At 35.9% G+C, this 24,370-nt stretch carries 20 protein-coding genes; 13 read left to right on the top strand and 7 right to left on the bottom strand.

The window, feature by feature from the left end; translation table 11 throughout:
- The first annotated feature begins 67 nt into the window (after window positions 1-67).
- Genes PT603_RS06340 through PT603_RS06325 form a run of 4 tightly spaced genes read left to right on the top strand, consistent with a single transcriptional unit; the run spans window position 68 to window position 5,532 of the window.
- Window positions 68-331 (top strand): hypothetical protein, encoded by a 264-nt coding sequence (locus PT603_RS06340; RefSeq protein WP_008240627.1) that lies wholly within the window; start codon window positions 68-70, stop codon window positions 329-331.
- A gap of 20 nt (window positions 332-351) precedes the next feature.
- Complete coding sequence (locus PT603_RS06335) at window positions 352-2,778, top strand: YfhO family protein (protein WP_008240629.1); 2,427 nt, start codon at window positions 352-354, stop codon at window positions 2,776-2,778.
- Between the two features lie 6 nt (window positions 2,779-2,784).
- On the top strand, window positions 2,785-4,068 hold the full coding sequence (locus PT603_RS06330) for a glycosyltransferase family 4 protein (RefSeq protein WP_008240631.1): 1,284 nt from the start codon (window positions 2,785-2,787) through the stop codon (window positions 4,066-4,068).
- 3 nt (window positions 4,069-4,071) lie between these two features.
- Window positions 4,072-5,532, top strand: coding sequence for a lipopolysaccharide biosynthesis protein (locus PT603_RS06325; protein WP_008240632.1), 1,461 nt, complete (start codon window positions 4,072-4,074; stop codon window positions 5,530-5,532).
- A gap of 64 nt (window positions 5,533-5,596) precedes the next feature.
- Here the strand turns inward: PT603_RS06325 and PT603_RS06320 are convergent, their stop codons facing one another.
- Window positions 5,597-6,745: a hypothetical protein gene (locus PT603_RS06320; RefSeq protein ID WP_040488873.1), complete on the bottom strand. Its 1,149-nt coding sequence runs from the start codon at window positions 6,743-6,745 to the stop codon at window positions 5,597-5,599.
- 318 nt (window positions 6,746-7,063) lie between these two features.
- Between PT603_RS06320 and PT603_RS06315 the strand changes: the two genes are divergently transcribed.
- From PT603_RS06315 to PT603_RS06305, 3 genes are all read left to right on the top strand, one after another.
- The gene (locus PT603_RS06315) at window positions 7,064-9,034 is read left to right on the top strand and encodes a polysaccharide biosynthesis protein (protein ID WP_008240635.1); all 1,971 of its coding nucleotides are present in this window, start codon (window positions 7,064-7,066) and stop codon (window positions 9,032-9,034) included.
- An 82-nt stretch (window positions 9,035-9,116) separates the two neighbouring features.
- The gene (locus PT603_RS06310) at window positions 9,117-9,896 is read left to right on the top strand and encodes a polysaccharide biosynthesis/export family protein (RefSeq protein WP_008240637.1); all 780 of its coding nucleotides are present in this window, start codon (window positions 9,117-9,119) and stop codon (window positions 9,894-9,896) included.
- 7 nt (window positions 9,897-9,903) lie between these two features.
- Window positions 9,904-12,291 carry a GumC family protein gene (locus PT603_RS06305; protein WP_008240638.1) on the top strand — a complete coding sequence of 796 codons (2,388 nt, stop codon included), beginning with the start codon at window positions 9,904-9,906 and terminating at the stop codon, window positions 12,289-12,291.
- A gap of 6 nt (window positions 12,292-12,297) precedes the next feature.
- Here the strand turns inward: PT603_RS06305 and PT603_RS06300 are convergent, their stop codons facing one another.
- Window positions 12,298-13,029: a tyrosine-protein phosphatase gene (locus PT603_RS06300; protein ID WP_008240639.1), complete on the bottom strand. Its 732-nt coding sequence runs from the start codon at window positions 13,027-13,029 to the stop codon at window positions 12,298-12,300.
- Between the two features lie 20 nt (window positions 13,030-13,049).
- The gene (gene uvrA, locus PT603_RS06295) at window positions 13,050-15,827 is read right to left on the bottom strand and encodes an excinuclease ABC subunit UvrA (RefSeq protein ID WP_008240640.1); all 2,778 of its coding nucleotides are present in this window, start codon (window positions 15,825-15,827) and stop codon (window positions 13,050-13,052) included.
- A gap of 239 nt (window positions 15,828-16,066) precedes the next feature.
- On the opposite strand from uvrA, the gene PT603_RS06290 reads away from it, so the two are divergent.
- Complete coding sequence (locus PT603_RS06290; RefSeq protein ID WP_008240641.1) at window positions 16,067-16,648, top strand: RNA polymerase sigma factor; 582 nt, start codon at window positions 16,067-16,069, stop codon at window positions 16,646-16,648.
- A 293-nt stretch (window positions 16,649-16,941) separates the two neighbouring features.
- On the opposite strand, the gene PT603_RS06285 is transcribed toward PT603_RS06290, so the two are convergent.
- Genes PT603_RS06285 through PT603_RS06275 form a run of 3 tightly spaced genes read right to left on the bottom strand, consistent with a single transcriptional unit; the run spans window position 16,942 to window position 18,961 of the window.
- A complete protein-coding gene (locus tag PT603_RS06285) occupies window positions 16,942-17,928 on the bottom strand; it encodes an ISAon1 family transposase (protein ID WP_274238691.1) in 987 nt (328 codons plus the stop codon).
- Window positions 17,915-18,268: an ISAon1 family transposase N-terminal region protein gene (locus PT603_RS06280; protein WP_008240787.1), complete on the bottom strand. Its 354-nt coding sequence runs from the start codon at window positions 18,266-18,268 to the stop codon at window positions 17,915-17,917. Before PT603_RS06280 ends, PT603_RS06285 begins: the two co-directional genes overlap by 14 nt.
- A gap of 24 nt (window positions 18,269-18,292) precedes the next feature.
- Entirely contained in the window at window positions 18,293-18,961 is a 669-nt protein-coding gene (locus PT603_RS06275; RefSeq protein ID WP_008239819.1) for an endonuclease III domain-containing protein, read from the bottom strand.
- Window positions 18,962-18,997: 36 nt separating this feature from the next.
- Between PT603_RS06275 and bcp the strand changes: the two genes are divergently transcribed.
- Window positions 18,998-19,453, top strand: a complete 456-nt coding sequence (gene bcp / locus PT603_RS06270; RefSeq protein WP_008239820.1) for a thioredoxin-dependent thiol peroxidase — start codon at window positions 18,998-19,000, stop codon at window positions 19,451-19,453.
- Between the two features lie 36 nt (window positions 19,454-19,489).
- Here bcp and PT603_RS06265 read toward each other — a convergent pair whose 3' ends face one another.
- A complete protein-coding gene (locus PT603_RS06265) occupies window positions 19,490-20,947 on the bottom strand; it encodes a hypothetical protein (RefSeq protein ID WP_008239821.1) in 1,458 nt (485 codons plus the stop codon).
- Between the two features lie 86 nt (window positions 20,948-21,033).
- Between PT603_RS06265 and PT603_RS06260 the strand changes: the two genes are divergently transcribed.
- The 4 genes from PT603_RS06260 to PT603_RS06245 all read left to right on the top strand — a co-directional run bounded on the left by PT603_RS06260 (window position 21,034) and on the right by PT603_RS06245 (window position 24,220).
- Window positions 21,034-21,795, top strand: a complete 762-nt coding sequence (locus PT603_RS06260) for an MBL fold metallo-hydrolase (protein ID WP_008239822.1) — start codon at window positions 21,034-21,036, stop codon at window positions 21,793-21,795.
- A 5-nt stretch (window positions 21,796-21,800) separates the two neighbouring features.
- Window positions 21,801-22,292, top strand: coding sequence for a hypothetical protein (locus PT603_RS06255; RefSeq protein WP_040488725.1), 492 nt, complete (start codon window positions 21,801-21,803; stop codon window positions 22,290-22,292).
- A gap of 64 nt (window positions 22,293-22,356) precedes the next feature.
- Window positions 22,357-23,730, top strand: a complete 1,374-nt coding sequence (gene hisS, locus PT603_RS06250; RefSeq protein WP_008239826.1) for a histidine--tRNA ligase — start codon at window positions 22,357-22,359, stop codon at window positions 23,728-23,730.
- A gap of 286 nt (window positions 23,731-24,016) precedes the next feature.
- Window positions 24,017-24,220, top strand: a complete 204-nt coding sequence (locus PT603_RS06245; protein ID WP_040488726.1) for a YgaP family membrane protein — start codon at window positions 24,017-24,019, stop codon at window positions 24,218-24,220.
- Window positions 24,221-24,370: the final 150 nt, after the last annotated feature.

The raw sequence follows: 24,370 nt of genomic DNA, 5'->3' as shown, positions 1-24,370 counted from the left end.
ACTTTTTTATGAGTCTACAACGAAAATTAAAGGATTAGAATTGTATTTTTGAACAAATATTTTTTCGATGGAATATGCTTCGCTTACAGGATTTGTAAGAACCCTTTTAATAATTATTGCGGTACTTTTAGCTATGCGAGTTATTACTCGTATGTTACTTCCTTACCTTCTTAGACACTTAGCACGCAAGGCTGAAAATCATATTAATAGTCAAATGGAATCAATGCGTCGTCAACAAGAATCCACCACGCAGGCTCCCCCTCAAAATGTGACTTCAACAAAAAAGAAAGAAAAAGTTGGAGAATACATAGATTTTGAGGAAATTGACTAACTAAATAAGTGCGTACTTTTATGAATCAACAACTTCAAAAGTGGTTACCACACTTGCTGGTGACCCTCTTTTTCATAGCAGCATCTTTGCTATACTTTGCTCCGGTATTACAAGGTAAGATGATTTATCAGAGCGATATTGTACAATACACTGGAATGGCAAAGGAGCAGAATGAATATCGAGCTGCTACGGGAGAAGAGCCTTATTGGACTGATAGTGCTTTTGGGGGAATGCCTACCTATCAATTGGGCGCTGATTATCCATATAATTTTATTAAGAAACTTGATAAGATTATTCGATTTCTTCCACGGCCTGCAGACTACCTTTTCCTTTATTTAATAGGGTTTTACATTTTACTATTAGTACTGAAGGTGGAGTATAGGATGGCGGCGCTAGGGGCATTGGCATTTGGGTTTTCTACCTATTTGATAATTATTTTAGGTGTTGGACATAATGCGAAAGCACATGCTATTGGGTACTTCCCGTTAGTGTTAGCTGGAATCCTTCGCACTTTTCAAGGCAAGTACATCAGTGGGTTTTTGCTAACCGCTTTTTCAATGGCATTGGAAATTAATGCAAATCACTTCCAAATGACCTATTATTTGTTACTGTTGGTGTTAGTTTTGGGGGTGGTTTATCTTATTGATACAGCCAAAAAACGAACATGGAAACATTTTGGGAAAAGCATTGGGATATTAGTTGTAGCCGTAGTCCTTGGCGTGCTGACTAATACGGCAAATTTAATAGCAACTCAAGAATATGTCGGCTGGAGTACGCGCGGAAAGAGCGAACTTACGTTAAATCCTGATGGTTCTCCCAGGCCTGTGTCTACAGGATTAGATAGGGAGTATATCACGGAGTATAGTTATGGTATTTTAGAGTCTTTTAATTTATTTATTCCTAGATTACTTGGAGGATCTAATGGGGAGAATTTAGGAGAAGATTCACATACATTCGATTTTTTGGTAAGTCAAGGAGTGTCGCCTTCGCAGGCGTTGGAATTTACTTCTTCATTACCCACTTATTGGGGAGATCAAACGATTGTTGCGGCACCTGCTTATATAGGAGCGGTTGTATGGTTACTTTTTTTGGTGGCCGTATTTCTTGTGAGGAGTAAACATAAATGGTGGTTGCTAGGAGGTGTTGTATTTTCATTGCTCCTATCTTGGGGAAAAAATTTCGGGGTACTCACTGATTTTATGATTGATTACTTCCCGATGTACAATAAGTTTAGAGCAGTTTCTTCTATTCAGGTTATATTGGAGTTGTGTATTCCTGTTATGGCGGTTTTAGGTTTAAGGGAATTAGCCTTGAAGGAAACAAGTGAAGAAGCTAAATTAAGAGCTATAAAACTTGCTGTTCTCATTTTGGGAGGCTTGGGTGTATTACTGTATTTTATGCAAGGTACCTTTGATTTTATGAGTGCCAGTGATGCAATTTACCGACAATATTACGGGAATGAACTAGTGAATGCTATAGTTGCTGATAGAGAAGCTATTTTTCAGAGTGATAGTATACGAAGTGTTTTGTTTGTTTTAATAACAGCCTTGATTTTATGGTTGTTTGTAAAAGAAAAATTAAAACAAAACGGGATGATATTGATTTTAGGTCTGGTTATGTTATTGGATTTATGGGGCGTTGATAGGAGGTATGTGACCGCTGATGATTTTGTTCCAGCTCGTCAGATGCTTAAACCATTTAGTCCAACAGAGGCTGATTTGCAAATTGCAAAAGATACAAGTCGTTTTAGAGTATTTGAACCCTCTATAGGGCTAAATGGAGCGCGAACTTCCTATTTTCATAATTCAATTGGAGGATATCATGCAGCTAAACCTCGTAGACTTCAGGAATTATTCGAATATCATATTGCTAATAATAATGTAGGTGTGCTTAATATGTTGAATGTTAAGTATATTATACAGGAGAATGAAAAGGGCCAACCTTATGCGGCCATCAATCCTTATGTGAATGGAAATGCTTGGTTTGTAGATAGCATTAAGCAAGTGTCAAATCCTGATGACGAAATAAAATCCTTAGCATCCTTTAATACGGCTTCTAATGCTGTGTTTAATGCCAATGATTTTAGTTCAATAAAACTTAAAACTACTTATACGGTTGATTCCTTGGCTTCTATAAAATTGGTGGATCATCAACCAAATAAGTTGACCTACCGTACCAATAATTCAAATGAGGGCGTTGCGGTATTTTCTGAAATGTATTACCCATATGGTTGGAAGGCAACCATCGATGGTCAAATAGTTCCTCATTTCAGAGTAAATTATGCATTACGTGCTTTAGAAATACCTGCAGGTTCTCACGAAGTTGAATTTTCATTCGAGCCAAAAGTGGTTAAAACAGGTAGTCGAATTGCCTTATTAGGGAATATTCTACTGGCCTTGGCTTCCATTGGTGGTGGATATTTATGTTGGCGAAAGAAGAAAATATAGTCGTAGGTGAAAAAGGTACTTATCATAGCATATTACTGGCCTCCAGCGGGAGGTCCCGGAGTGCAGCGTTGGGTGAAATTTGTAAAGTACCTTAGGAATTTTGGAATTGAACCTATAGTGTACGTTCCTGAAAATCCAACTTACCCATTGGTGGATACTAATATTGGACAGGACTTACCGGGCGATATTACAGTACTTAAAAAGCCCATTAAGGAGCCTTATAAACTAGCTTCATTGTTTTTTAAGAAGAAAACTAAAAGTATGAGTGCTGGAATGGTACCTCGCCATAAGGCTACATTTCTAGAAAAATGTTTATTATGGGTTAGGGGAAATCTATTTATTCCTGATGCACGAATAGCTTGGGTATCTCCTTCGGTTCATTTTTTAAAGAATTATATGACAGCTCATACTATAGATACTTTAATTACTACTGGGCCTCCCCACAGTATGCATCTTATAGGACTTCAACTTAAAGAGCTGTTACCTATATCATGGATAGCTGATTTTAGGGATCCATGGACTACTATTGGGTATCATCAGTCACTACGTCTAGGAAAAGCAGCGGCAAAAAAACATGAATATTTGGAACAAAGTGTCCTTCAAAAGGCGGATGCTGTTTTAGTAACAAGTTATACCACACAAAAGGAGTTACAACAAAAAACTATAAAACCTGTTTATGTAATAACCAATGGTTATGATACGAGCACTGCAGGAAAGGTACCTTTATCTAAAAAGTTTACAATAGCCCACATAGGTTCATTGTTATCAGGAAGGAATCCAGAAGTATTATGGAAGGTGTTTTCAGAGATGATCATGGAAGATCCTGATTTTTCAGATAATTTTGAATTGCAGTTGATTGGAAAGGTTAGCCAGGAAGTGTACGAAAAAATAAGCTCCTATGGTCTTGAAAGGTACATTAGTTATGAAGGCTATGTAACACATGAGCAAGCTATTCATTATCAAAGGGCAGCACAGGTTTTGTTGCTTGTTGAGATTGATTCAGATATAACAAAAGGTATTATTCCAGGAAAAGTATTTGAATATATGGTTTCAGGACGTCCCATACTAGCAATAGGGCCTGAAGGATGGGATGTTTCCACTATAATTTCAAGTACAAATACAGGAAGATGTTTTAAGTACTCTGATGCCATTGCTTTAAAGGAATACCTTAAATATATGTTTTTATGCTATAAAGAAGGTAATTTAGCAGTTTCTGCAATTGGACTTCAACAATATAGTCGTAAGGCACTAACTAGTCAATTAGCTCAGGTTATTCAATCGTTGGAATAGAATATGGGAATTGTTCGTTCACAATCATTTAAAAATACACTATACACCTACATAGGATTTATTGTAGGAGCTATTAATACGCTATTCTTTTACACTAATTTTTTATCAGAAACCTATTATGGCTTAGTTGGGTATTTATTATCGACGGCAACTATTTTAATGCCTTTGATGGCATTTGGAGTACATAATACCCTAGTAAAGTTTTATTCTTCTTATACAGATGTGGTTCAACAACAGCGTTTTACATTTATGATGTTTTTACTCCCCTTGGCAATAATTCTTCCAGTGGGCGCATTAGGGATTATAGGTTATGAATGGATAGTAGAATTATTAAGTGCTAATAATACTATTATAGCGCCTTATGTATGGACTATTTATGTAGTTGCCGTAGCCTTGGCTTATTTTGAAGTGTTTTATGCCTGGACCAGAGTACAATTACGTTCCGTATTTGGAAATTTTATGAAAGAAGTTTTTCATAGGGTAGGGACCATGCTTCTTCTTATAACTGTGTATTTGGAATGGCTAGATGTGGATGGTTTTATTATAGCTATTGTATGTATGTATGTCATTCGTACACTTTTGATGTTGCTAAGTGCCGTTTTGGTGAAAAAACCTTTACTAGAGTTTAAATTACCAAGTAATGCGTGGCCTGTATTTAAATATGCAGCACTTATCATTGTTGCAGGGTCTATAGCTATGCTACTGCTGGATGTAGATAAATTTATGCTGGCCCAGTACATGCCTATTGAGAATGTTGCATATTACAATGTGGCTGTCTTTATAGCAATGGTAATTGTGGTGCCTTCTCGAGCTATGTATCAGATAACGGCTCCTGTTACGGCACAATTACTTAATAAAAAACAGAAGGATGAGCTGGCTGATTTATATAGAAGGAGTTCATTGACTCTGTATCTTATAAGTGGGGTGATCTTTTTATTGATTGTTCTGAATATTAAGCAAATGTATCTTTTGTTACCAAGTGATTATAGTCAGGGATTGATAGTAGTCTTTCTGATATCATTAGCTAAGCTCTCAGATGCTCTTATAGGTAATAATAATGCCATATTATTTAATTCTAGCTACTATAGAATGGTCCTGTTTTTTGGATTGTTATTGACCGTTTTAACCATAGCGTTAAACATGATACTTATTCCTATTTGGGGAATCAATGGTTCTGCTCTTGCGACCTTGATGGCTTTTTGGATTTATAATGGATTGAAATTGTTTTTTATTCATCGTAAATACGGAATACATCCCTTTACCCATTCAACCCTTTATGCTACCGTGTTGTTTATAATCGTTTTTGTACTGTTTTATTTTTGGGATTTCTCTTTCCACCCTGTAGTGAATATAGTATTGAAAACCATTCTTATAACGTTGATTTCTGTCGGGACCATATTAAAATTAAGGCTTTCGGAAGACATTCAGCTTATGGCCTTGCATCTTTTTAAACGTTTTAAATGAAAAAGCCCATAATTTAAAATTACGGACTTTTTACTAACCAACTTAAAACTAACAAATCATTATATTATTCGCCACCTCTTCGGGCATTTCCTTTTCCATTATTTCCTCTTTCAACCCTTTGAGGACCGCGTTGAGTTACTTCAGAACTTTTTCGCTGAGGTTGATGTGAACGTTCAACTTTTCTAGTCTGTTGAGGTTGTGTTCTAACGGACTGCCTCTGTGGGGTTGTGTTACGTTCAACTTGTCTCGTCTGTTGGGTTCTCACTTGTCTTTGTTCCATATGAGGACGCTCTACTCTTGAATTTTGACGTTGAGGTTGTCTGTTAAAATTATTGTTTCTTGATTCATTGCTTCGATACGTCCTTTCTGGTTGAGTACGCTCTGCCTTATTTTCCCTATCATTACGATATTCGGAATTTCTATTTTGATAAGTGGTATTTCTGGCGCCTTCATTTCTTCTACCACTATTATGCGATACTTCATTTCTTCTACCATTGTTGTAAGCTACCTCATTTCTTCTACCGTTATTGTAAGCCACATCACCTCTTCTAGTATTTGCATAATATTTCTGACCATGATGATTCCCTTTGTAGCGTACCTGTTTTCCTATTGCATAGGTGTGTGGACGATAATTGTTTCTGTATGGGGAGTAATAGCGATAACGTACAGGGGTATAATATCTTCTATATGGCGAATGATAAACAATACTGTAACGTGGTGCTATGAACCAATTGTAGTATGGGCGATATACATAGTGACGATTGTATACATTAATGTATCCAGTATAGTGCGTAAATACACCTCTAGGATTATAATGTACGTATAATCCTCCTACGCGAGCTAAACGGCCATTATTATAATTGATATAAACCGAACCAATTCGACTTACCCTTCCATAATAATCATAATAAATTGGAACATTTTCAACTTGGATTACCGCACCATAGTCGTCATATTGAACATAGGCGTCATAGTCATACCCTGAGTTAAAACTCAAATTAACATTACCAACATTCACATTGGCATTTACATTTACATGATTATTTAAATAGAAGTCAAATTCGCCATTTGGAAATACAGAAAAGGTAATGCCATTTTCAGTAAAAATTACGGAATCTCCATGACCAAAAGGTGCAGTAGCTGAATGATTAATACTAGCTTTTGCACTAGTACCTATAACCAAGGCAATTAATAAGGTTAAATACGTTTTCATAAAAATACTTTTTAGGTTCAACATCTTTTGGCCGGTACATACTGGAAAACAAACAACGTGCCAAAATAAGTTATAGAAAAATATTAGTATGGAATTAGATGAAATCCACCACTTTGCGAAATCAAGTGTGATATATATCAATTTTTTTAGCAAATGTTTAAGAAATATACCTATTTTTGAACCAGCAAATCGCCCAAACTAAAGCCGGATTTAAGATTGTGTAAAAACAAGCTTAAATAATCAACTAAAAACTCTTAATATAATTGCAATCAGTATTGGTTGTCATTTTGAAGTTGAACTATTTTAGTTATGTAATATATGGCGAGGTCCACAAATTACTTTAGGAAAACACTTTTCTCTATCATCTTTGATGGGGATAATAAACTGAGATTTGTTGGTTTAAAATACCTTCCTCGATGGATCGTAATATCTATTGATATCATGATTCTGTTGACTTCTTATTTAATAACCTATGCAGTGGTAAGTCAGCTTACTACGGATTTTTACGATGTACTTCCAAAATCTGCTCGTTTTGCCATCACAATCTCAGTGAATATTGTTTTCTTTTTTGTGTACCATACTTATGCAGGTCTCATACGTCATACTACACCGGTGGACATTGTGAAGCTAGCTATGGCTTCAGGATCAACAGGCTTAGTTATTATTGCAATTAATTACACCTATTATTTTTCTACAGGCAATAAAATATTTTTAATGCCTAGTTTGGTATTGTATTTAGCACTTTCTTTTACGCTACTGTTATTATTCAGAGTTTCTGTCAAACAAGTGTATCATTACTTTAAGAATGAAGGAGTTTCTTTTGATAGAAAACGAGTAGTGGTGGTAGGCCTTGATGATACAAGCATTGCATTAGGCTCCTCTCTTATGGGAAATAGCCATCAGCCTTTTCAATTGGTAGGATTTTTGGGAGAACATAAAAACAGGTATTATCAAGTGTATGGTAAGCCTGTTTACCAGCTTAAAAAGGGATTCGTAAAACATCTAAAAGAGATTGGTGTTGAAGGGGTGGTAATGATAAGTGAATCCTTAAGCCGTTCGGATAGGAATCGTATTGTAGAGGCATGTATTAAACATCAAATAACAGTGTATAACGCTCCAATGATGGAGGAGGTACAGAATAAAAATGATTTATATAAGCGTATCAAGCCTATCGTTATAGAAGATCTTTTGGGTAGAACCTCCATAAAGCTTAATGATCAAATTATTGCATCGAGTCTTACAGGAAAAACGATTCTAATTACAGGAGGTGCTGGATCTATAGGAAGCGAGATAGTTCGTCAAGTAGCGGCTTATTTGCCTGGGAAAATGGTTATTGTGGATCAGTCTGAGACTGCATTGCATGAACTTGAGCTTGAATTAAGGGAGAAATTCCCTCAGTTGAAGTTTAAAGCGGTTCTGGCTAATGTAAGCAATAAGCACCGAATGGAGAAGTTATTCCAGCACTATAAATTTTCAGTGGTTTATCACGCGGCAGCTTATAAGCACGTGCCAATGATTGAAAAAAATCCCCATGAGGCTATTTATGTGAATGTCTATGGAACTAGGGTGGTTGCTGATCTTGCAAATGCCTATGGTGTAGATCGATTTGTAATGGTTTCAACGGATAAGGCTGTCAATCCGACAAATGTCATGGGTGCTTCTAAGCGGGCAGCAGAAATTTATGTTCAAGCATTACAAAGCCAGCAAGGTGTTTCAACAAAATATATCACTACTCGTTTTGGAAATGTATTGGGATCAAATGGTTCAGTAATACCTCATTTTAAAAAGCAAATTCAGCAAGGTGGACCTGTTACTGTAACACATCCGGATATTATTCGTTTTTTTATGACTATTCCTGAGGCTTGTCAATTGGTACTGCAAGCTGGTACTATGGGAGAAGGAGGAGAGATTTATGTATTTGATATGGGTAAACCTGTTCGCATTATTGATTTAGCGGTCAAAATGATTCAGTTGTCAGGTTTTGAACCTTATAAGGATATTGATATTAAGATTACTGGTCTTCGTCCAGGAGAAAAGTTGTTTGAAGAATTGTTAAGTGATGAAAGTGTAACCATGCCAACACATCACCGAAAAATAATGCGTGCAAAGGTAGAAAGCGAACCCTATATACTTGTTGAAGAACAAATTGGTCGAATTGTGCGTGCTGCCATACGTTATGATGATAGTAAAGTAGTTAAGGAGCTTAAGACCCTAGTTCCTGAATTTGTTAGTCAGAATTCTGTTTTTGAAGAATTAGATGCTGAACTGACAAATAGAGACGCGGGATAGGTCGTTATGTTAAAGTCCTTACTTAACTTTTGTTAAACAAATTTTAAGATTCAAAATTCTATATTTACCAAAAAATTAAAACATGAATAAATCAGGTTTAGTACCTTTATTTTTAACACTTACATTAGTATTAATATTATCTTCTTGTGCCAATCGCAAGAAAGTCGTTTACTTCAGTAATCTTGATGTTGCCTTGGCCGAAGAGGCTCAATCCCAATATAAGACCCTTATACGTTCTAGTGATTTGTTGACTATAGTTGTTTCTGCTTTTGATTTAAAGGCTGTTCAACCTTTTAACTTGCCTATAGTAGGACAGGAAAGTCTTACAGGAGCTGTGGTGGGTGGCCAACAATTACAATCGTATTTGGTAGATCCTGAAGGGAATATTGAATTTCCGGTATTGGGTAGGTTAAAGGTAGCGGGCCTTACAAGAACGGAATTAACCAATGTGCTTGAGTCAAAAATAGCTGCATATGTTACGGATCCCATTGTGAACGTTCGTATTAGGAATTACAAAGTATCTGTTCTTGGAGAGGTGACAAGACCTGGAAGTTTTACCATCCCTGATGAACGTATTACTTTGTTAGAGGCATTGGCGCAAGCAGGAGATATGACCATTTATGGCCGTCGCGATAATGTGCTGGTAATACGTGAGACGGATGGGGTGAAAACCCATACTTACATTGATATAACTAAAGGAGACTTTATTAATACTCCTTTTTACTATTTGCAGCAAAATGATGTGGTGTACGTAGAACCTAATAAGGCACAAGTAAGCAGCGCTAATTACAACCGTAATATACCTGTTTTTATTTCTATGGGGTCAATATTAATCACATTGATTTCTGTTTTAACTAGATAATTTTAGCATGAATAATTCCTCGTCGTTTAACGATTCTCAAAGCACACAAGAACTAAATATTAGAGAACAACTTGAAAAGTACCTCAGACATGGTTGGTGGTTTGTCCTAGGGGTAATAGTTTGTGTAACTTTGGCATTTCTTTATTTGAGATATACAGTATCCTCCTATCAAACACAAGCTAGTGTGATAATTAAAGATGAAAAGAAAGGAGGAGGTATATCTGAACTTGCGGCTTTTGAAAGCATGGGGCTTTTGGGAGGTTTTGGTTCAGCAAGTATTGAAAATGAAATTGAAATTCTAAAGTCTAAGAGGTTACTTACTTCGGTTGTTGAACAATTAAATTTACAAGTTACCTATCTTGTTGAAGGTCGAATTATAGCCACCGAAAAGTATAATGATATCCCTTTTTCTATTCGGGTTTTGGGCTATGCAGAGGACTTTGTAGCTGGAACTTCTGTTCAAGCAACAATGGACAAAAATTCTAAGGTTACCCTAGTGTATAAAGGTAAAAAAAGCTTACACCAATTGGGTGAAACGGTGACACTTCCCTTTGGAAGCTTTATTATTATGCCAAATGAGAGTGTTGATTCTAAAGCTTTGGAACTGATAGGTACTCCCGTTATTGTTGAATTTTCCACAGTTGAGGATAAAGTTGCCCAATATCAAGAAGCTATACAGATTAATCTTACTAATAAAAATAGTAGTGTAATTCAACTGAGTTTAAACCATCCTGTCAAAAATAAAGCAGAGGATGTTTTAAATGAATTAGTGACACAATACAATCGTGATGCTATCGAGGATAAAAATTTGGTTTCAGAAAACACTGCAAAGTTTATTGATGAACGATTAAGGATTATTTCAGGGGAATTAGATTCAGTGGAGCAAGGGAAAGTTACTTTTAAAACTCAAAACAAGCTAACTGATTTAATGACGGAGTCCAAATTGTATTTGGAAAATGCTAGTGAGTTTAATAAAAAACAATTGGAAGTAGGGACACAATTGGCCTTAACAAATTCAATGTTGGAACATATCAGTAGAGATTCCAGGCCTGGATTGTTGCCAGTGAATTTGGGTTTTGAAGATGTTGCTTTAACCCAATTAACTGCAGAATATAATAAACTTGTAATTGAAAGAAATCATTTGCTTAAGAGTGCAACTGATAAAAACCCGGCCGTCATTGCTGTTGATGACCAATTAGCGCAGTTAAAGACAACAATCGTTTCTAGTTTGCAAAATACACGATCATCGCTAAATGTAGCATTAAAGGATTTCAATAGACAAGAAAATCTTATTGAAGGACGTATAGCTAAGGCTCCTGGGCAAGAAATGGAGTTTAGAGGAATTGAACGTCAACAAACTATTAAGGAGGCACTATATTTATATTTGTTACAAAAGCGTGAAGAGAATTCTATCTCTTTAGCCGTGACAGCACCAAAAGCTAAAATTGTAGATTATGCTTACAGTTCAAAGCATCCTATTTCTCCTAAGAGAAAGATAGTGTATTTGGCTTCCTTGCTATTGGGTTTATTGATACCTTTTGGATTGATTTATACCAAAGATCTTTTGGACAATAAAGTTAACAACCGTAAGGATGTTGAGCGTATAGTACCAAACATTCCTTTGGTGGGAGAATTGCCAAGGATAGGGAAAAGTGAATCTGAAGTAATTGTGTCTAACGATCGTACTGTGTTGGCAGAAGCCTTCAGAATATTGCGAACTAACATTCAGTATCTGTTTGTTAATATTGAAACAAAGGGCCTGGGTAAATCTATTTTTGTAACCTCTTCTGTTAAAGGAGAAGGTAAAACATTTACCTCATTCAATTTAGCATTGACTTTGGCAAGTACAAACAATAAAGTAGCTATTGTTGGGATAGATTTGAGAAATCCACAACTACAACGTTATTTACCAGATACCAATACACAAAGAGGAGTGTCTAATTTTCTTTTCGATTCTAAATTGACAGTTAAAGATATTACTCAGATCTCTGATATGAATGCAAATTTGGCCATTATAACCTCAGGAAGTATTCCTCCAAACCCTGCAGAGCTTTTGATGTCAAAACGAATAGAGGTACTTGTAGAGGAGCTAAGACAATCGTATGATTATGTAATTTATGATACGGCGCCTTTATTATTGGTTACGGATACGTTCTTAATTAGTAAGTATGCGGACGCCACCATTTATGTAATGAGAGCTGGGTATACAGAACAACAGTTGTTAGAATTTATTAAAGATAATTCTTCTCAAGGTAAAATTAATAATGTGGCCTTAGTATTGAATGATGTAAGCATGGCTAATTTTGGATATGGTAATAAATATGGCTATACCTATGGAGGGGAGAAGGAAACGTTTATCCAGCGAATAAAAAAGGCGTTTACCGGCAGGGCTTAATTATTCTTAGGAGAATTTGGCTTTAGTGTTCTCTATGCTATTTTGTAACGCTTCCATGATCGTTTTTGAAACTGTAAGTTGTTCAATTTTAGTGAGATGTTCCGGTCTGTGAGCATCGGTGCCTATAAAATCTATAAAGCCGTTTTGTAATAGCAATTCGGCTTTTTTTTGTACCGTGGTTCCATAGTGACCACTTATTGAAAGTAAATTAAGTTGAAAATTACAACCTTTCTCTTTTAAGGCTTGAAAATCGCTTATTGTTTTTAAGTATTCATACCGTTCAGGATGTGCCATTACTATTTTAAACTGTTTGTCATTTAATTGAAAAAGGTGATTTTCCAATTGTATTGGCCTCATAAAGAAAGACATTTCTACCAGTAGGTGATTCTCTATGGAAAGGGGTATCAGGTCATCTGTATCTATAAGTTGTTGCAACTGATTATCCATTAAATACTCCGCTGAAGCATTAAGGTTCAGTTGATATTCTTTAGAAATTGGTTTGAAGTTAGAAAGTGCATTTTGAATTTTTGTACTGTTAAGCTGATAGTAATCTTCCATCACATGCGGGGTGGCAATTATTTTGGTGAAGCCAAGACTTTGATACTTTTCAAGCATTAAACGGGAAACATCTGTTGTAGCGGCTCCATCATCAATTCCAGGAAGAATATGGCAATGAATATCTACCATATTTTCAAATGAATCAGCTACAAAGGTTTTTTTAGTAAAGAATGAAAACATAGTTCTTTAGTTATCTAGTGTTATAGTTTCTCTTTTAGGTATTTACCTGTGAAACTTTCATTTATTTTAGCTAGTTGTTCAGGAGTTCCAGAACCAATTAATTGACCTCCGTTTTCACCTCCTTCAGGACCGAGGTCTACAATGAAATCGGCGCATTTTATGAGTTCCATATTATGCTCAACAACAAGGATAGAATGACCTTTTTCTAGGAGTGCATAAAAAGAAGTAAGCAGTTTTTGAATGTCGTGAAAATGCAGACCGGTGGTTGGTTCATCAAAAATAAACAATGTTTTTTCCTTGGTTGTACCTTTTACTAAAAAAGAGGCCAATTTAATACGTTGAGCTTCACCACCAGAGAGGGTAGAAGAAGATTGTCCAAGTGTTACATAACCTAAACCTACATCCTGTAAGGGTTGAAGTTTAGTAACAATCTTAGACTGGTTATATTGCTTAAAGAAGGTGATAGCATCGTCAATGGTAAGATTAAGAATGTTGTCTATGTTTTTGTTTTCATAGGTAACTTCTAATACTTCTTTTTTAAACCGTTTGCCATTACAAGTCTCACATACCAGATGGACATCTGCCATAAACTGCATTTCTATAGTCACTTCTCCTTCTCCTTTGCAAGTTTCACATCGCCCACCATCTACATTAAATGAAAAATGCTTGGCTTGATATCCTCTTAGTTGTGACAATTTTTGTTTTGAAAACAAATCCCTTATATCGTCATACGCTTTAATATAGGTTACGGGATTTGATCGTGATGATCTACCAATTGGGTTTTGGTCTATATATTCAACCGAAGTTATATGATTGAACTTGCCTTCAAAGGAAAGGTGTTGACCTGCTTTTTCTCCATATCCACCCAATGCTTTTAATAAAGCAGGATAGACAATTTTCTTGACTAAGGTACTTTTTCCGCTACCCGAAACTCCTGTAACTACAGTAAGCATATCCAAAGGAATGGTAACATCAATATTTTTCAAATTGTGTTCTCTAGCGCCTTTTATACGAATGTAATGTGGGGAAGTTCTTCGACTTGGAGGGACTGCAATTTCCATAGAACCATTAAGGTACTTGGCAGTGAGTGAATCTCCACCTAGAATCTCCTGATAGGACCCATAACCAACCACTTGCCCACCATGAGTGCCCGCTTGCGGACCAATATCAATAATGGTGTCCGCGGCCTTCATGATTTCTTCATCATGTTCAACTACAATGACCGTATTGCCTAAATCTCTAAGACGTAATAAAACACCTATAAGTTGTTCGGTGTCCTTTGGGTGTAAACCTATACTAGGTTCATCCAGTATATACATGGATCCTACCAAACTGCTTCCAAGGGAGGTGGCAAGATTTATACGCTGACTTTCTCCACCTGATAGGGTGTTAGACTTTCGATTTAGTGTTAGATAGTCCAATCCAACTTGCCATAGGTAGCCTAACCTATTGTTGATTTCTCTTAGTAACCGATCTGCAATTTTAGATTCATGAGAACTCAAGACAAGCTGGTTGAAGAAGGTACTTAGATTTTTTATTGGTAATGTGACCAAATCAGGTAAAGTTTTTCCTCCCACATACACATAACTTGCTTCTTTACGTAATCGTTTACCTTGGCATTCAGGGCACTTTGTTTTTCCTCTATAACGGGAAAGCATAACCCTGTTTTGGATTTTATATGCTTTTTCTTCTAGTTCATTAAAAAAAGTATGTAGACCTGTGAAATGTGAGTTGCCATTCCAAACGAGTTGCTTTTGCTCTTCAGAAAGTTCAAACCATGGTTTATGAATGGGGAACTCAAATTTATAGGCATTGTCTACAAGTTGATCCCTGTACCAACTCATACTGTCACCTCGCCATGCAAAAATACAGTTTTCATATACTGAGAGTGCAGGATTTGGAATCACTAAATCTTCATCTATTCCTATCACGTCTCCATATCCTTCACATTTAGGACAAGCTCCATAGGGATTATTGAAGCTAAAAAGATGCACATTGGGTTCTAAAAAGGTAATGCCATCTAATTCAAAACTATTGCTGAAATGCGCTTGTTTTCCGCTTTCCATTTCTTCAACAATACACTGTCCTTTTCCTTCAAAGAAGGCGGTGTCCGAAGCGTCAGCTAGACGATGTATAAAGTCTTCATCTGTTTGTGTGATAATCCTGTCTACAACCAATTGAAAATCATGATCCAGCTCACTAGTAATACTGTCTATACGTACAATTTCTCCTTGGTAACGTATTCGGGCATATCCTTGTTGAGAAAGTAATTGTAATGTTTGTACAACACTGCGTTCCTCAGGAATGTGTACGGGTGCCAATAGTAAGAGTTTGGTTCCTTCTGGAAATGACATGATATGGTTTACTACATCTGAGACCGTGTGCTTTTTTACTTCTTCACCAGAAATTGGTGAAATTGTTTTTCCGATTCTTGCGTATAGTAGTTTTAAATAATCATAAATTTCAGTGGAGGTACCTACTGTGGATCGTGGATTGGTTGAATTTACCTTTTGTTCAATGGCAATTGCAGGTGCAATTCCTTTTATACTATCAACCTTGGGTTTGTCCAATCTACCTAAAAATTGTCTTGCATAGGAGGATAAACTTTCTACATAGCGTCTTTGTCCTTCAGCGTATAATGTATCAAATGCTAGACTTGATTTCCCTGAACCAGATAAACCAGTGATCACAACTAGTTTGTTACGTGGTATGGCCACGTCAATATTTTTAAGATTGTGAAGTTTGGCTCCTTTTATTAGGATATATTCTTTTGGATTTAATTCAGTAATTGTATTCATAGCCTTGAAAAGAAACTACAAATATAGGCATAGCATAGCAGCAAAAACAACTCATTTGCAAAATACTACGGGTTAAAAAAAGCGTAAAATATTTGCATATTTGAGAAATATCTTCATATATTTGGACTGTTAACGTCAATATTTTCGCCTATACTATAAAACTACTTTACTAAAAATTTGATAAAAAGGAAATTTCTAATTGCTGGAAACCTTTTAACCATCCAATAAAAAGTAGTAGTATGCAAACACTTCTTCAAGACGCTGATTTAGTTAAAAGTTACGTTCAAGGTGACGAACAAGCATTAGCAGAACTTATTAATCGCCATAGTGCAAAAGTTTATAACTTTATTTATTCAAAAGTTTTAGACAAAGATGCTTCTGAAGACATATTCCAGGATACCTTTATTAAGGTTATAAAAACTCTTAAACGTGGATGTTATAATGAGGAAGGTAAATTTTTACCTTGGGTAATGCGTATTGCTCATAACCTTGTTATAGATTACTTCAGAAGGAATAATCGAATGCCTAAATACGATGGCAAAGAAGATTTTAATATATTTTCCATAATAGGTGATACCGCATTGAATGTAGAAAATCAAATGATAAAGGATCAGGTGGAAACAGATGTCACAAAATTGTTGGAAGAACTTCCGGATGATCAGCGTGAGGTACTGGAGATGCGTATTTATAGAGATATGAGTTTTAAAGAAATCTCTGAAGTAACCGGAGTAAGTATTAATACGGCATTAGGTAGAATGCGTTATGCGCTCATAAATCTTCGCAAATTGATAAATAAACATCAGATAGTGTTAACTAATTAATTTTTAACCTACTGAACAATATTTGATATTTCCCTTCGTTATTATGATATGTCTAATCAAATTAACAATATGGGAAAAATCTACTCTAAAAAGGTGCAAGAAATTGAGTGTTTACAGCCTAAAAAGGAAACAATCGAATTTCTACTTTCGTACTCAAAGGCATTTCACTTGGTGACTTACAAAGAACTAAAGTTTGAGAATATACTCAACTAAAAGCGACCTTAGGTCGCTTTTTTCTTTTGCTTATTATAGGCGTTAATAACACTTTTTCGGATCAAGACTAAATGTTGTGTTTACGCAAATATTTTGGTCAATCTATATAGGAAGAATTCTATGTTTCTAACCCCTCTGAATTGACTTCTAAAAGCTTTTATTTTAGCATTGAATGATTCAGCGGAAGCGTTTGTGCTTCTATTTATAAAATAATTCAGGATGGATCTGTAATTAACTGTTATGGTGTTTGCAATGGTATTGAATGCCCTAAAACCTGTATTTTCTACATCTTTGTACCAATGCGCCATTTTAGTATATGCGGTCTCGACAGAGGTTGCTGCATTGAATATGTTTCTAAGTCCTTGAACAAGATTAAAGGCTATTTTTATATCAGGATATTGATTGAACAATATCTTACTTCTTTCGTGTTGATTCTCCGTCCAATTATTTGGAGCTTTGTATAGTAGATACCTACTTCTAGCTAATAATTGCTTTCTAGTATCCCCATTGTTGAATTCTTCTGGAACAAATGATTTGTTCTTTTCCCTAGCTTGTTTTATGAGTTCATTTTCTAAGTCTATTGCCTCCCATCTGTGTTTGATCCGGATATCCTGAAGGGCTTCCAGTGCCAATTTCTGCACATGGAAGCGATCGGTGACCTGTATTGCTTTAGGGAAGCATTTTTTAACAATGATCTTCATGGAGTTGGCCATATCTAGAGTGACTTCCCTGACCTTGCTTCTTTCCTTAGCCGATATCTTCAGAAGTTGTTCTATGATAGGTTCTACCTTAGTCCCTGAGAATATACCCACTATAGCTCCCTTCTTGCCTTTTGCCTTTTTGTTAGTGATAATCGTATAGAGTTCTCCCTTGGAGAGTGCCGTTTCATCAATGGAAAGATATGACCCGATGTTTTCAGGGAATAGGAGCCATTCTTTAGCATGTTTCTTTTGCTTCCAATCTTTAAAATCACTTAGATAATCCTTGTATTGGCGCTGGAGTTTCTTCCCGTTAACCCCATAGAAATAGCCTATGGTGTGGCAGTCCGAAGCCTTAGTATTGACCAAGTACTTTTAAAAAAGCAGCGAACTCGACGGTCATCCGCGTTCCCTGTGCTACCAGATCCCAATCTCTTTGTACTATTTCATTAGTGCTCTTGTCAAGCCAACGACGACGCTTGATATGGAGAAAGACTGTCTTGCCTCGCAATGGAAAGTCTTGAATTACTATCTCTTTATGAAAACCATGAGCTATTAAAATACGATGTTTTTCTTCTTTAGGGGTGTCTTTCTTTTCTTCAAAATATAAATGAAGTGTACCATCCTCTGTCTTATGAGAAACTAGGTCAAAGTGAGTAAGTAATACTTCTGGTAAAATAAACTTTAATAGGTCTAATGATAATTCCAATGTCGATCAATTTTTTTACAAAGATCACACTCTTAAGTTAAAGTCACACACAACTTTTGAGATTGAGCCACTTTTTCTTCCGATAGTTTTGGTGATAATATCTTTTTCCAAATTCCACCCTCGGGCGGGAGAGTATTCTCTACCGTACCAAATCATCTGTAAATGTAATATGTTCCATTTTTCTTTTGGAAATATCCTCTTTGCGTCTTTTTCAGTCTGGACCACATTTTTACCTGAACTGAAACCCCAACGGTACATTAATCTATGGATATGGGTGTCAACAGGAAATGCTGGAATGCCAAACGCTTGACTCATTACTACACTAGCAGTTTTATGCCCAACCGCTGGTAAGGCTTCTAAGGCGTCAAAGTCTATAGGAACTTTCCCTTGATGTTTTTCGATAAGAATGTGTGATAATTCGTAAATTCCTTTGGACTTCATAGGTGAAAGTCCAACTGGTTTAATGATGTCTCTAATTTCTTCCACCGATAATTTAATCATGTCATAGGGATTGTCGGCTTTAGCAAAGAGTAATGGGGTTATCTGGTTTACTCGTACGTCTGTACTTTGGGCAGATAGTAAGACTGCTATAAGTAATGTGTACGGATCTTTATGATCAAGAGGGATGGGGATTTCAGGATAAAGTTTGTCTAGGGTTTCAATGGTAAAAGCAACTTTTTCTGTTTTGGTCATTTTTAAGTAGTTTTATACAAAAATAAAAGAATTGATATGAAAACATTAAAAGTAGGGGATAAAGTAACCTCATTTATTTCTAAAGATCAGAATGGAAATACGGTAAGGCTAGCTGATTATGCAGGTAAAAAACTGATTGTTTTTTTCTATCCCAAGGCGAATACACCAGGTTGCACGGCGGAAGCTTGTAATTTGCGTGATCATTATAAAGAATTAAAGGAACAAGGCTATGAATTATTGGGTGTGAGTGCAGATTCTGTAAAAGCGCAATCTAACTTTTCCAATAAATACGAATTTCCTTTCCCATTATTGGCTGATGAAGACAAGTCTGTAATCGAAACATTTGGTGTTTGGGGACCTAAGAAATTTATGGGAAGAGAATATGATGGGATTCATAGAATGACTTTTGTGCTAGATGAATCTCATACAGTGACTCGCGTTATTGACAAGGTGAAAACCAAGGAGCATGCCGCACAATTACTAGATAGTTAAAAAGTAAAGGCCTCGTGACAGAGGCCTATTATTTTGTTATCTATGTGGTCTTCTCACATTACAAACGATACATCCAAAAAGGCCTTTTTCTTCTATCATTTCAGCAATTCCATCTGGAAGCATTTCCTGCCATCCTTCTTCATTGTTTTCAATCATTTTTAATACTTCTCGGGAGAAAATATCAAGAGTGTGGGCGTCATAATCTGTAATATCCAAAACTTTACCATTGAACTTAAAGAATTTATAGAGTTCCTTCATTCTTGGATGAACCTTTAGGTTCTCACTGGTGATTACTTGACCACTATTTTGATCTTTCATTGGGTAGAGATATACTTTTAAATCTCTGAAGAATAATTTTCCGAAAGCTTCCAAAATACCACCGCTTAAATGACGATAATATTTTTCATCAAAAATTTCTATTAAATTACTTACTCCCATAGCAAGTCCCATACGAGCTTTGGTGTAGTTTGAAAAATACTCTACAACGCGATAATATTCCTTGAAGTTAGAGATCATTACTGTTTGTCCCAAGGAACATAACAAATCCGCTCTATCTAAGAAATCTTCTTCATCAATCTCTCCTTCTGCACGTAAGTTCGATAAGGTAATTTCAAAAATTACTTCTGTTTTATCTTTATCAACTTTGTTTTCTTTTAAGAACATTTCGTATGATTTCTCAAACATACTCATATTCACTTTAGTAACAGGTCTAAAACTTCCTCTTAGTGCTAATACATTTTTTTTGTAGAGTTGTTCAGCTGGCAAAATGTTATTCCCAGATGGATCAAACATTACAGCCTCAGTCATCCCATTTTTAACAAGTTGTAAACTCATTAAGCGATTGTCTATATGGGCAAAACGAGGACCAGAGAAGTTTACCGTGTCTATCTCTATAGTGTCTTTGTCGATATGGTCATACAGATAACGAAGTAGTTTTTTGGGATTGTCATGTTTGTAGAATGCTCCATAAATAAGATTTACTCCAAGTACTCCCAATGTTTCTTGTTGAAGTCTGGCTTCGGTTTGATGAAAACGAATATGAATGCTGATTTCGTTGTAATCTTCCTTTGGATCAAGCTGAAAACGGATTCCTACCCAACCATGTCCTTTGTAACGTTTTGAGAAGTCAATAGTAGCAACCGTGTTGGCATACGCAAAAAATAGTTTATTAGGATGCTTCTCCCTGGAAAGTCTTCTTTCCATAAGGTCAATTTCGTGACCTAACATTTTTTTTAAGCGTAGTTCTGTTACATATCTTCCATCTTCTTCAATGCCATAGATAGCGTCACTAAAGTCTTTGTCATAAGCACTCATTGCCTTGGCTATCGTACCAGATGCTCCACCTGCTCTAAAAAAATTCCTAACAGTTTCCTGGCCAGCACCTATCTCGGCAAAAGTTCCATAAATGTCTTCGTTGAGGTTAATTCGTAAGGTTTTCGCTTTGATTGAGGGTACATTTTCAATTTGTTTATCCCCTTTTAAAACAATAGCCATAATTATGTGTTTTGTGAATCACAAAGTTACTAAGAATCGTTAAGCTATTCTCCAAAAAACTCATAAATTTGACCAAAACTCAAAATTTGAAAGTTACATTTTTAGGTACAGGAACCTCTCAAGGTATACCTGTTATTGGTAGTAAACATCCTGTATGTTTGAGTACTGATAATAGGGATAAGCGTCTTAGGGTATCAGTTTGGGTACAATGGGAGGGCGCCTCTTTTGTGATTGATTGCGGTCCTGATTTTAGACAACAAATGTTGGTTAACAATGTGGAGCGAATAGATGGGATTTTTTTTACTCATGAACACGCAGACCATACAGCCGGTATAGATGATATTAGGCCTTATGTTTTTCGTCAGGGAGCACTTCCTATATATGCTCATCAAAGAGTTTTGAATGAATTTCATAAACGCTTTGAATATGTTTTTGCTCAAGAGAATCGCTATCCAGGTGCTCCTGAAGTGGTCGCTCACCAAATAGATAATACCCCTTTTGAGCTAAAAGGAAAGACCATTGTGCCTATAAGTGTGTGGCATGACACACTTCAAGTTTTCGGTTTTAGGATTGATTGTTTTGCCTACTTAACTGATATGAAAACTATTGACGATAGTGAACTTGAAAAGTTAAAAGGAGTTAAAGTGCTTGTTGTTAATGCCTTGCGTGAAGAACCCCATGCTTCTCATTTTAATCTTGAGGAGGCACTTGAATTTATAAACATTGTCAAGCCAGAACGCGCGTACCTTACCCATATCAGTCATTTATTAGGCTTTCATGCTGAAGTTGAAAAAAAACTCCCAAAAAACGTATTTTTGGCCTTTGATACACTTACTATAGATATTTAATTACCATGAAAAAGAATATATACCTTTACTTACTAGTATTTGCGGTGCTTTTTATTTTGTTTCAATACACAAACAGCAAGCGATATTTTACCAATATGTCTAAAGAAACGGAAGCGTTGGTAAAGGAGCGAACTAAGTTAAGAGATTCAGTTAAAAAATTATTTTTCGACAAACAAGACTTAATGTATTTTTCCTTAGAGCACAATGATGAAGCTCTTGCATACATAGATGAATTTGAATTTGATAATCCACAACAGTATATTGCGGATCAATTAATAGCCACAAATACTTCTAAAGGAGATAATCCATTGGTTCCTTATGTTGGGATGGAAGGTACTATGAAAATCAACAAAATAAAGGTGTTGAATCATAAATGGATTATATGTGATTTTAGTGATGGTAGTCATTGGGGTGAGTTGTTGCTAGGGTATGAGATTAATCCTGATAAGAGCATTACCTTTACATTAAAAGATCATTTACTATATACCCGCAAATAGCGTAAAGTGCTACTTTACGGCATAGAAATCGTTGTATATTTGCAACCTAAATTGAAACTTACACATGGCACAAAAACCAGGTATTCCTAAAGGGACCAGAGATTTTTCGCCTGCTGAGATAGCAAAGCGTACCTATATTTTTGATATCATCAAAAAGCAATTTAAACTATTCGGTTTTCAACCCATAGAAACACCTTCATTTGAAAATTCTGAAACATTAATGGGTAAATATGGGGAAGAAGGGGACCGCCTTATTTTTAAAATACTTAATAGTGGAGACTACCTTTCTAAGATTTCAGATGAAATGTATGATAGTAAAGATAGCACTAAGATCGCTACCCATATTTCAGAGAAGGCACTTCGCTATGACCTAACAGTGCCTTTCGCTCGTTATGTAGTAATGCACCAAAATGATATTACGTTTCCATTTAAGCGGTATCAGATACAACCAGTATGGAGAGCTGATAGACCTCAGAAGGGGCGCTTTAGAGAATTTTTCCAATGTGACGCTGATGTAGTTGGTTCCCAATCATTATGGCAGGAGGTTGAATTTATTCAGTTGTATGATGCTGTATTTAAAGAGTTGGGTCTTCAAGGGGTTACTGTAAAGATGAATAACCGAAAAATTCTTTCAGGATTGGCAGAAGTAATTGGAGCACAAGATAAGCTTATTGATTTTACAGTGGCCTTGGACAAGCTGGATAAAATTGGGGCTGAGGGTGTGAAAAATGAAATGCTTTCCAAGGGAATTTCCGAAGAGGCAATAGAAAAAGTTCAGCCTCTGTTTTCTTTTACGGGAGATAACTCAGAGAAACTTGGCAAGTTAAAGTTGATGCTCGCAGATTCGAGTATTGGAATGCAGGGTATACAAGAGCTTGAGTTTATAGTCTCAGCTATAGATACGTTGGGGCTTTTACAAGCTTCGCTTGAAATAGACGTGACCCTGGCAAGAGGATTAAATTATTATACAGGAGCTATTTTTGAGGTAGCAGCACCCAAGAATGTGGCTATGGGTTCGATAGGAGGAGGAGGTCGATATGATGATTTGACTGGAATTTTTGGACTGAAAGATGTAAGTGGAGTAGGTATTTCCTTTGGTTTGGATCGAATTTATTTAGTATTGGAAGAATTAGGTCTTTTTCCTGAAAATGTAAATGAGAACATAGAAGTGCTATGTATTAATTTTGGAGAGGTTGAAGCCATGGCCAGTATGAAGATGGTCACGAGCTTACGTGCTTTAGGTATAAGAGCAGAGTTGTATCCTGATACGGCCAAAATGAAAAAACAAATGAGTTACGCCGATAGAAAGGGAATTCCGATGGTATTGATGATTGGTGAGAATGAAATAAATGAAAACACCTTTGTTCTTAAGAAGATGATAGATGGTAGTCAAAACACCTATGAAATTTCAGATCTAAGCAAGGTGTTTGGAAAATAGTATCTCTTAGTAATAAATTGAGAAGCTCCGTCAAGGGGCTTTTTTTATACACATCATTCTCACCTATTCTTTAGCCATTTTTACTTTTCAATTTTAGTAGGAGATAGTGTTTTGAGCTTACCTAAAGTGTAGTCTTTATGGTATGGCAGAAAATAGTGTTTATTAGATACAGTTTCTATACGTTGGAATGATTTGTGAAAACTAATGGAGCTGTACTTTGGAATGCCAATAATGTAGCTTGTGTTGCTAAAAACACTATATTAGAGGGATTAAAAATCTGATAGTTATGAAAAAAAACATGGGTAATTTAGATCGGCTCATCCGTGTTATGTTGGCCGCTACTATAGGAGCATTATATTTCAAAGGTGTTGTCACAGGGTTATTAGGGACAATACTTTTAATTTTAGCTGTAGTATTTGTACTTGTAAGTTTAGTAGGTTTTTGTCCTCTGTACGCTCTTTTTGGATTCCGTACATGTAAGAATTCCTGATTTAGGGAATATACAAGTACTCAGTTTTTATTGTAAATGAAGGCATTGTATAGTTTTTTAAAATTATTCAGTGCTTGTAAAAGCTATCCTTTTTTTGTATACTTTTGCAACTTGAAATCGGGTGATAAATTGACTGATAATTAAGTAGAT

The sequence above is a fragment of the Imtechella halotolerans genome, assembly GCF_028743515.2.
In the GTDB taxonomy this organism is placed as follows: Bacteria; Bacteroidota; Bacteroidia; order Flavobacteriales; family Flavobacteriaceae; genus Imtechella; species Imtechella halotolerans.
Note: the sequence above shows the minus strand (reverse complement) of the source record. Positions and strands in the feature narration are given on the sequence as shown.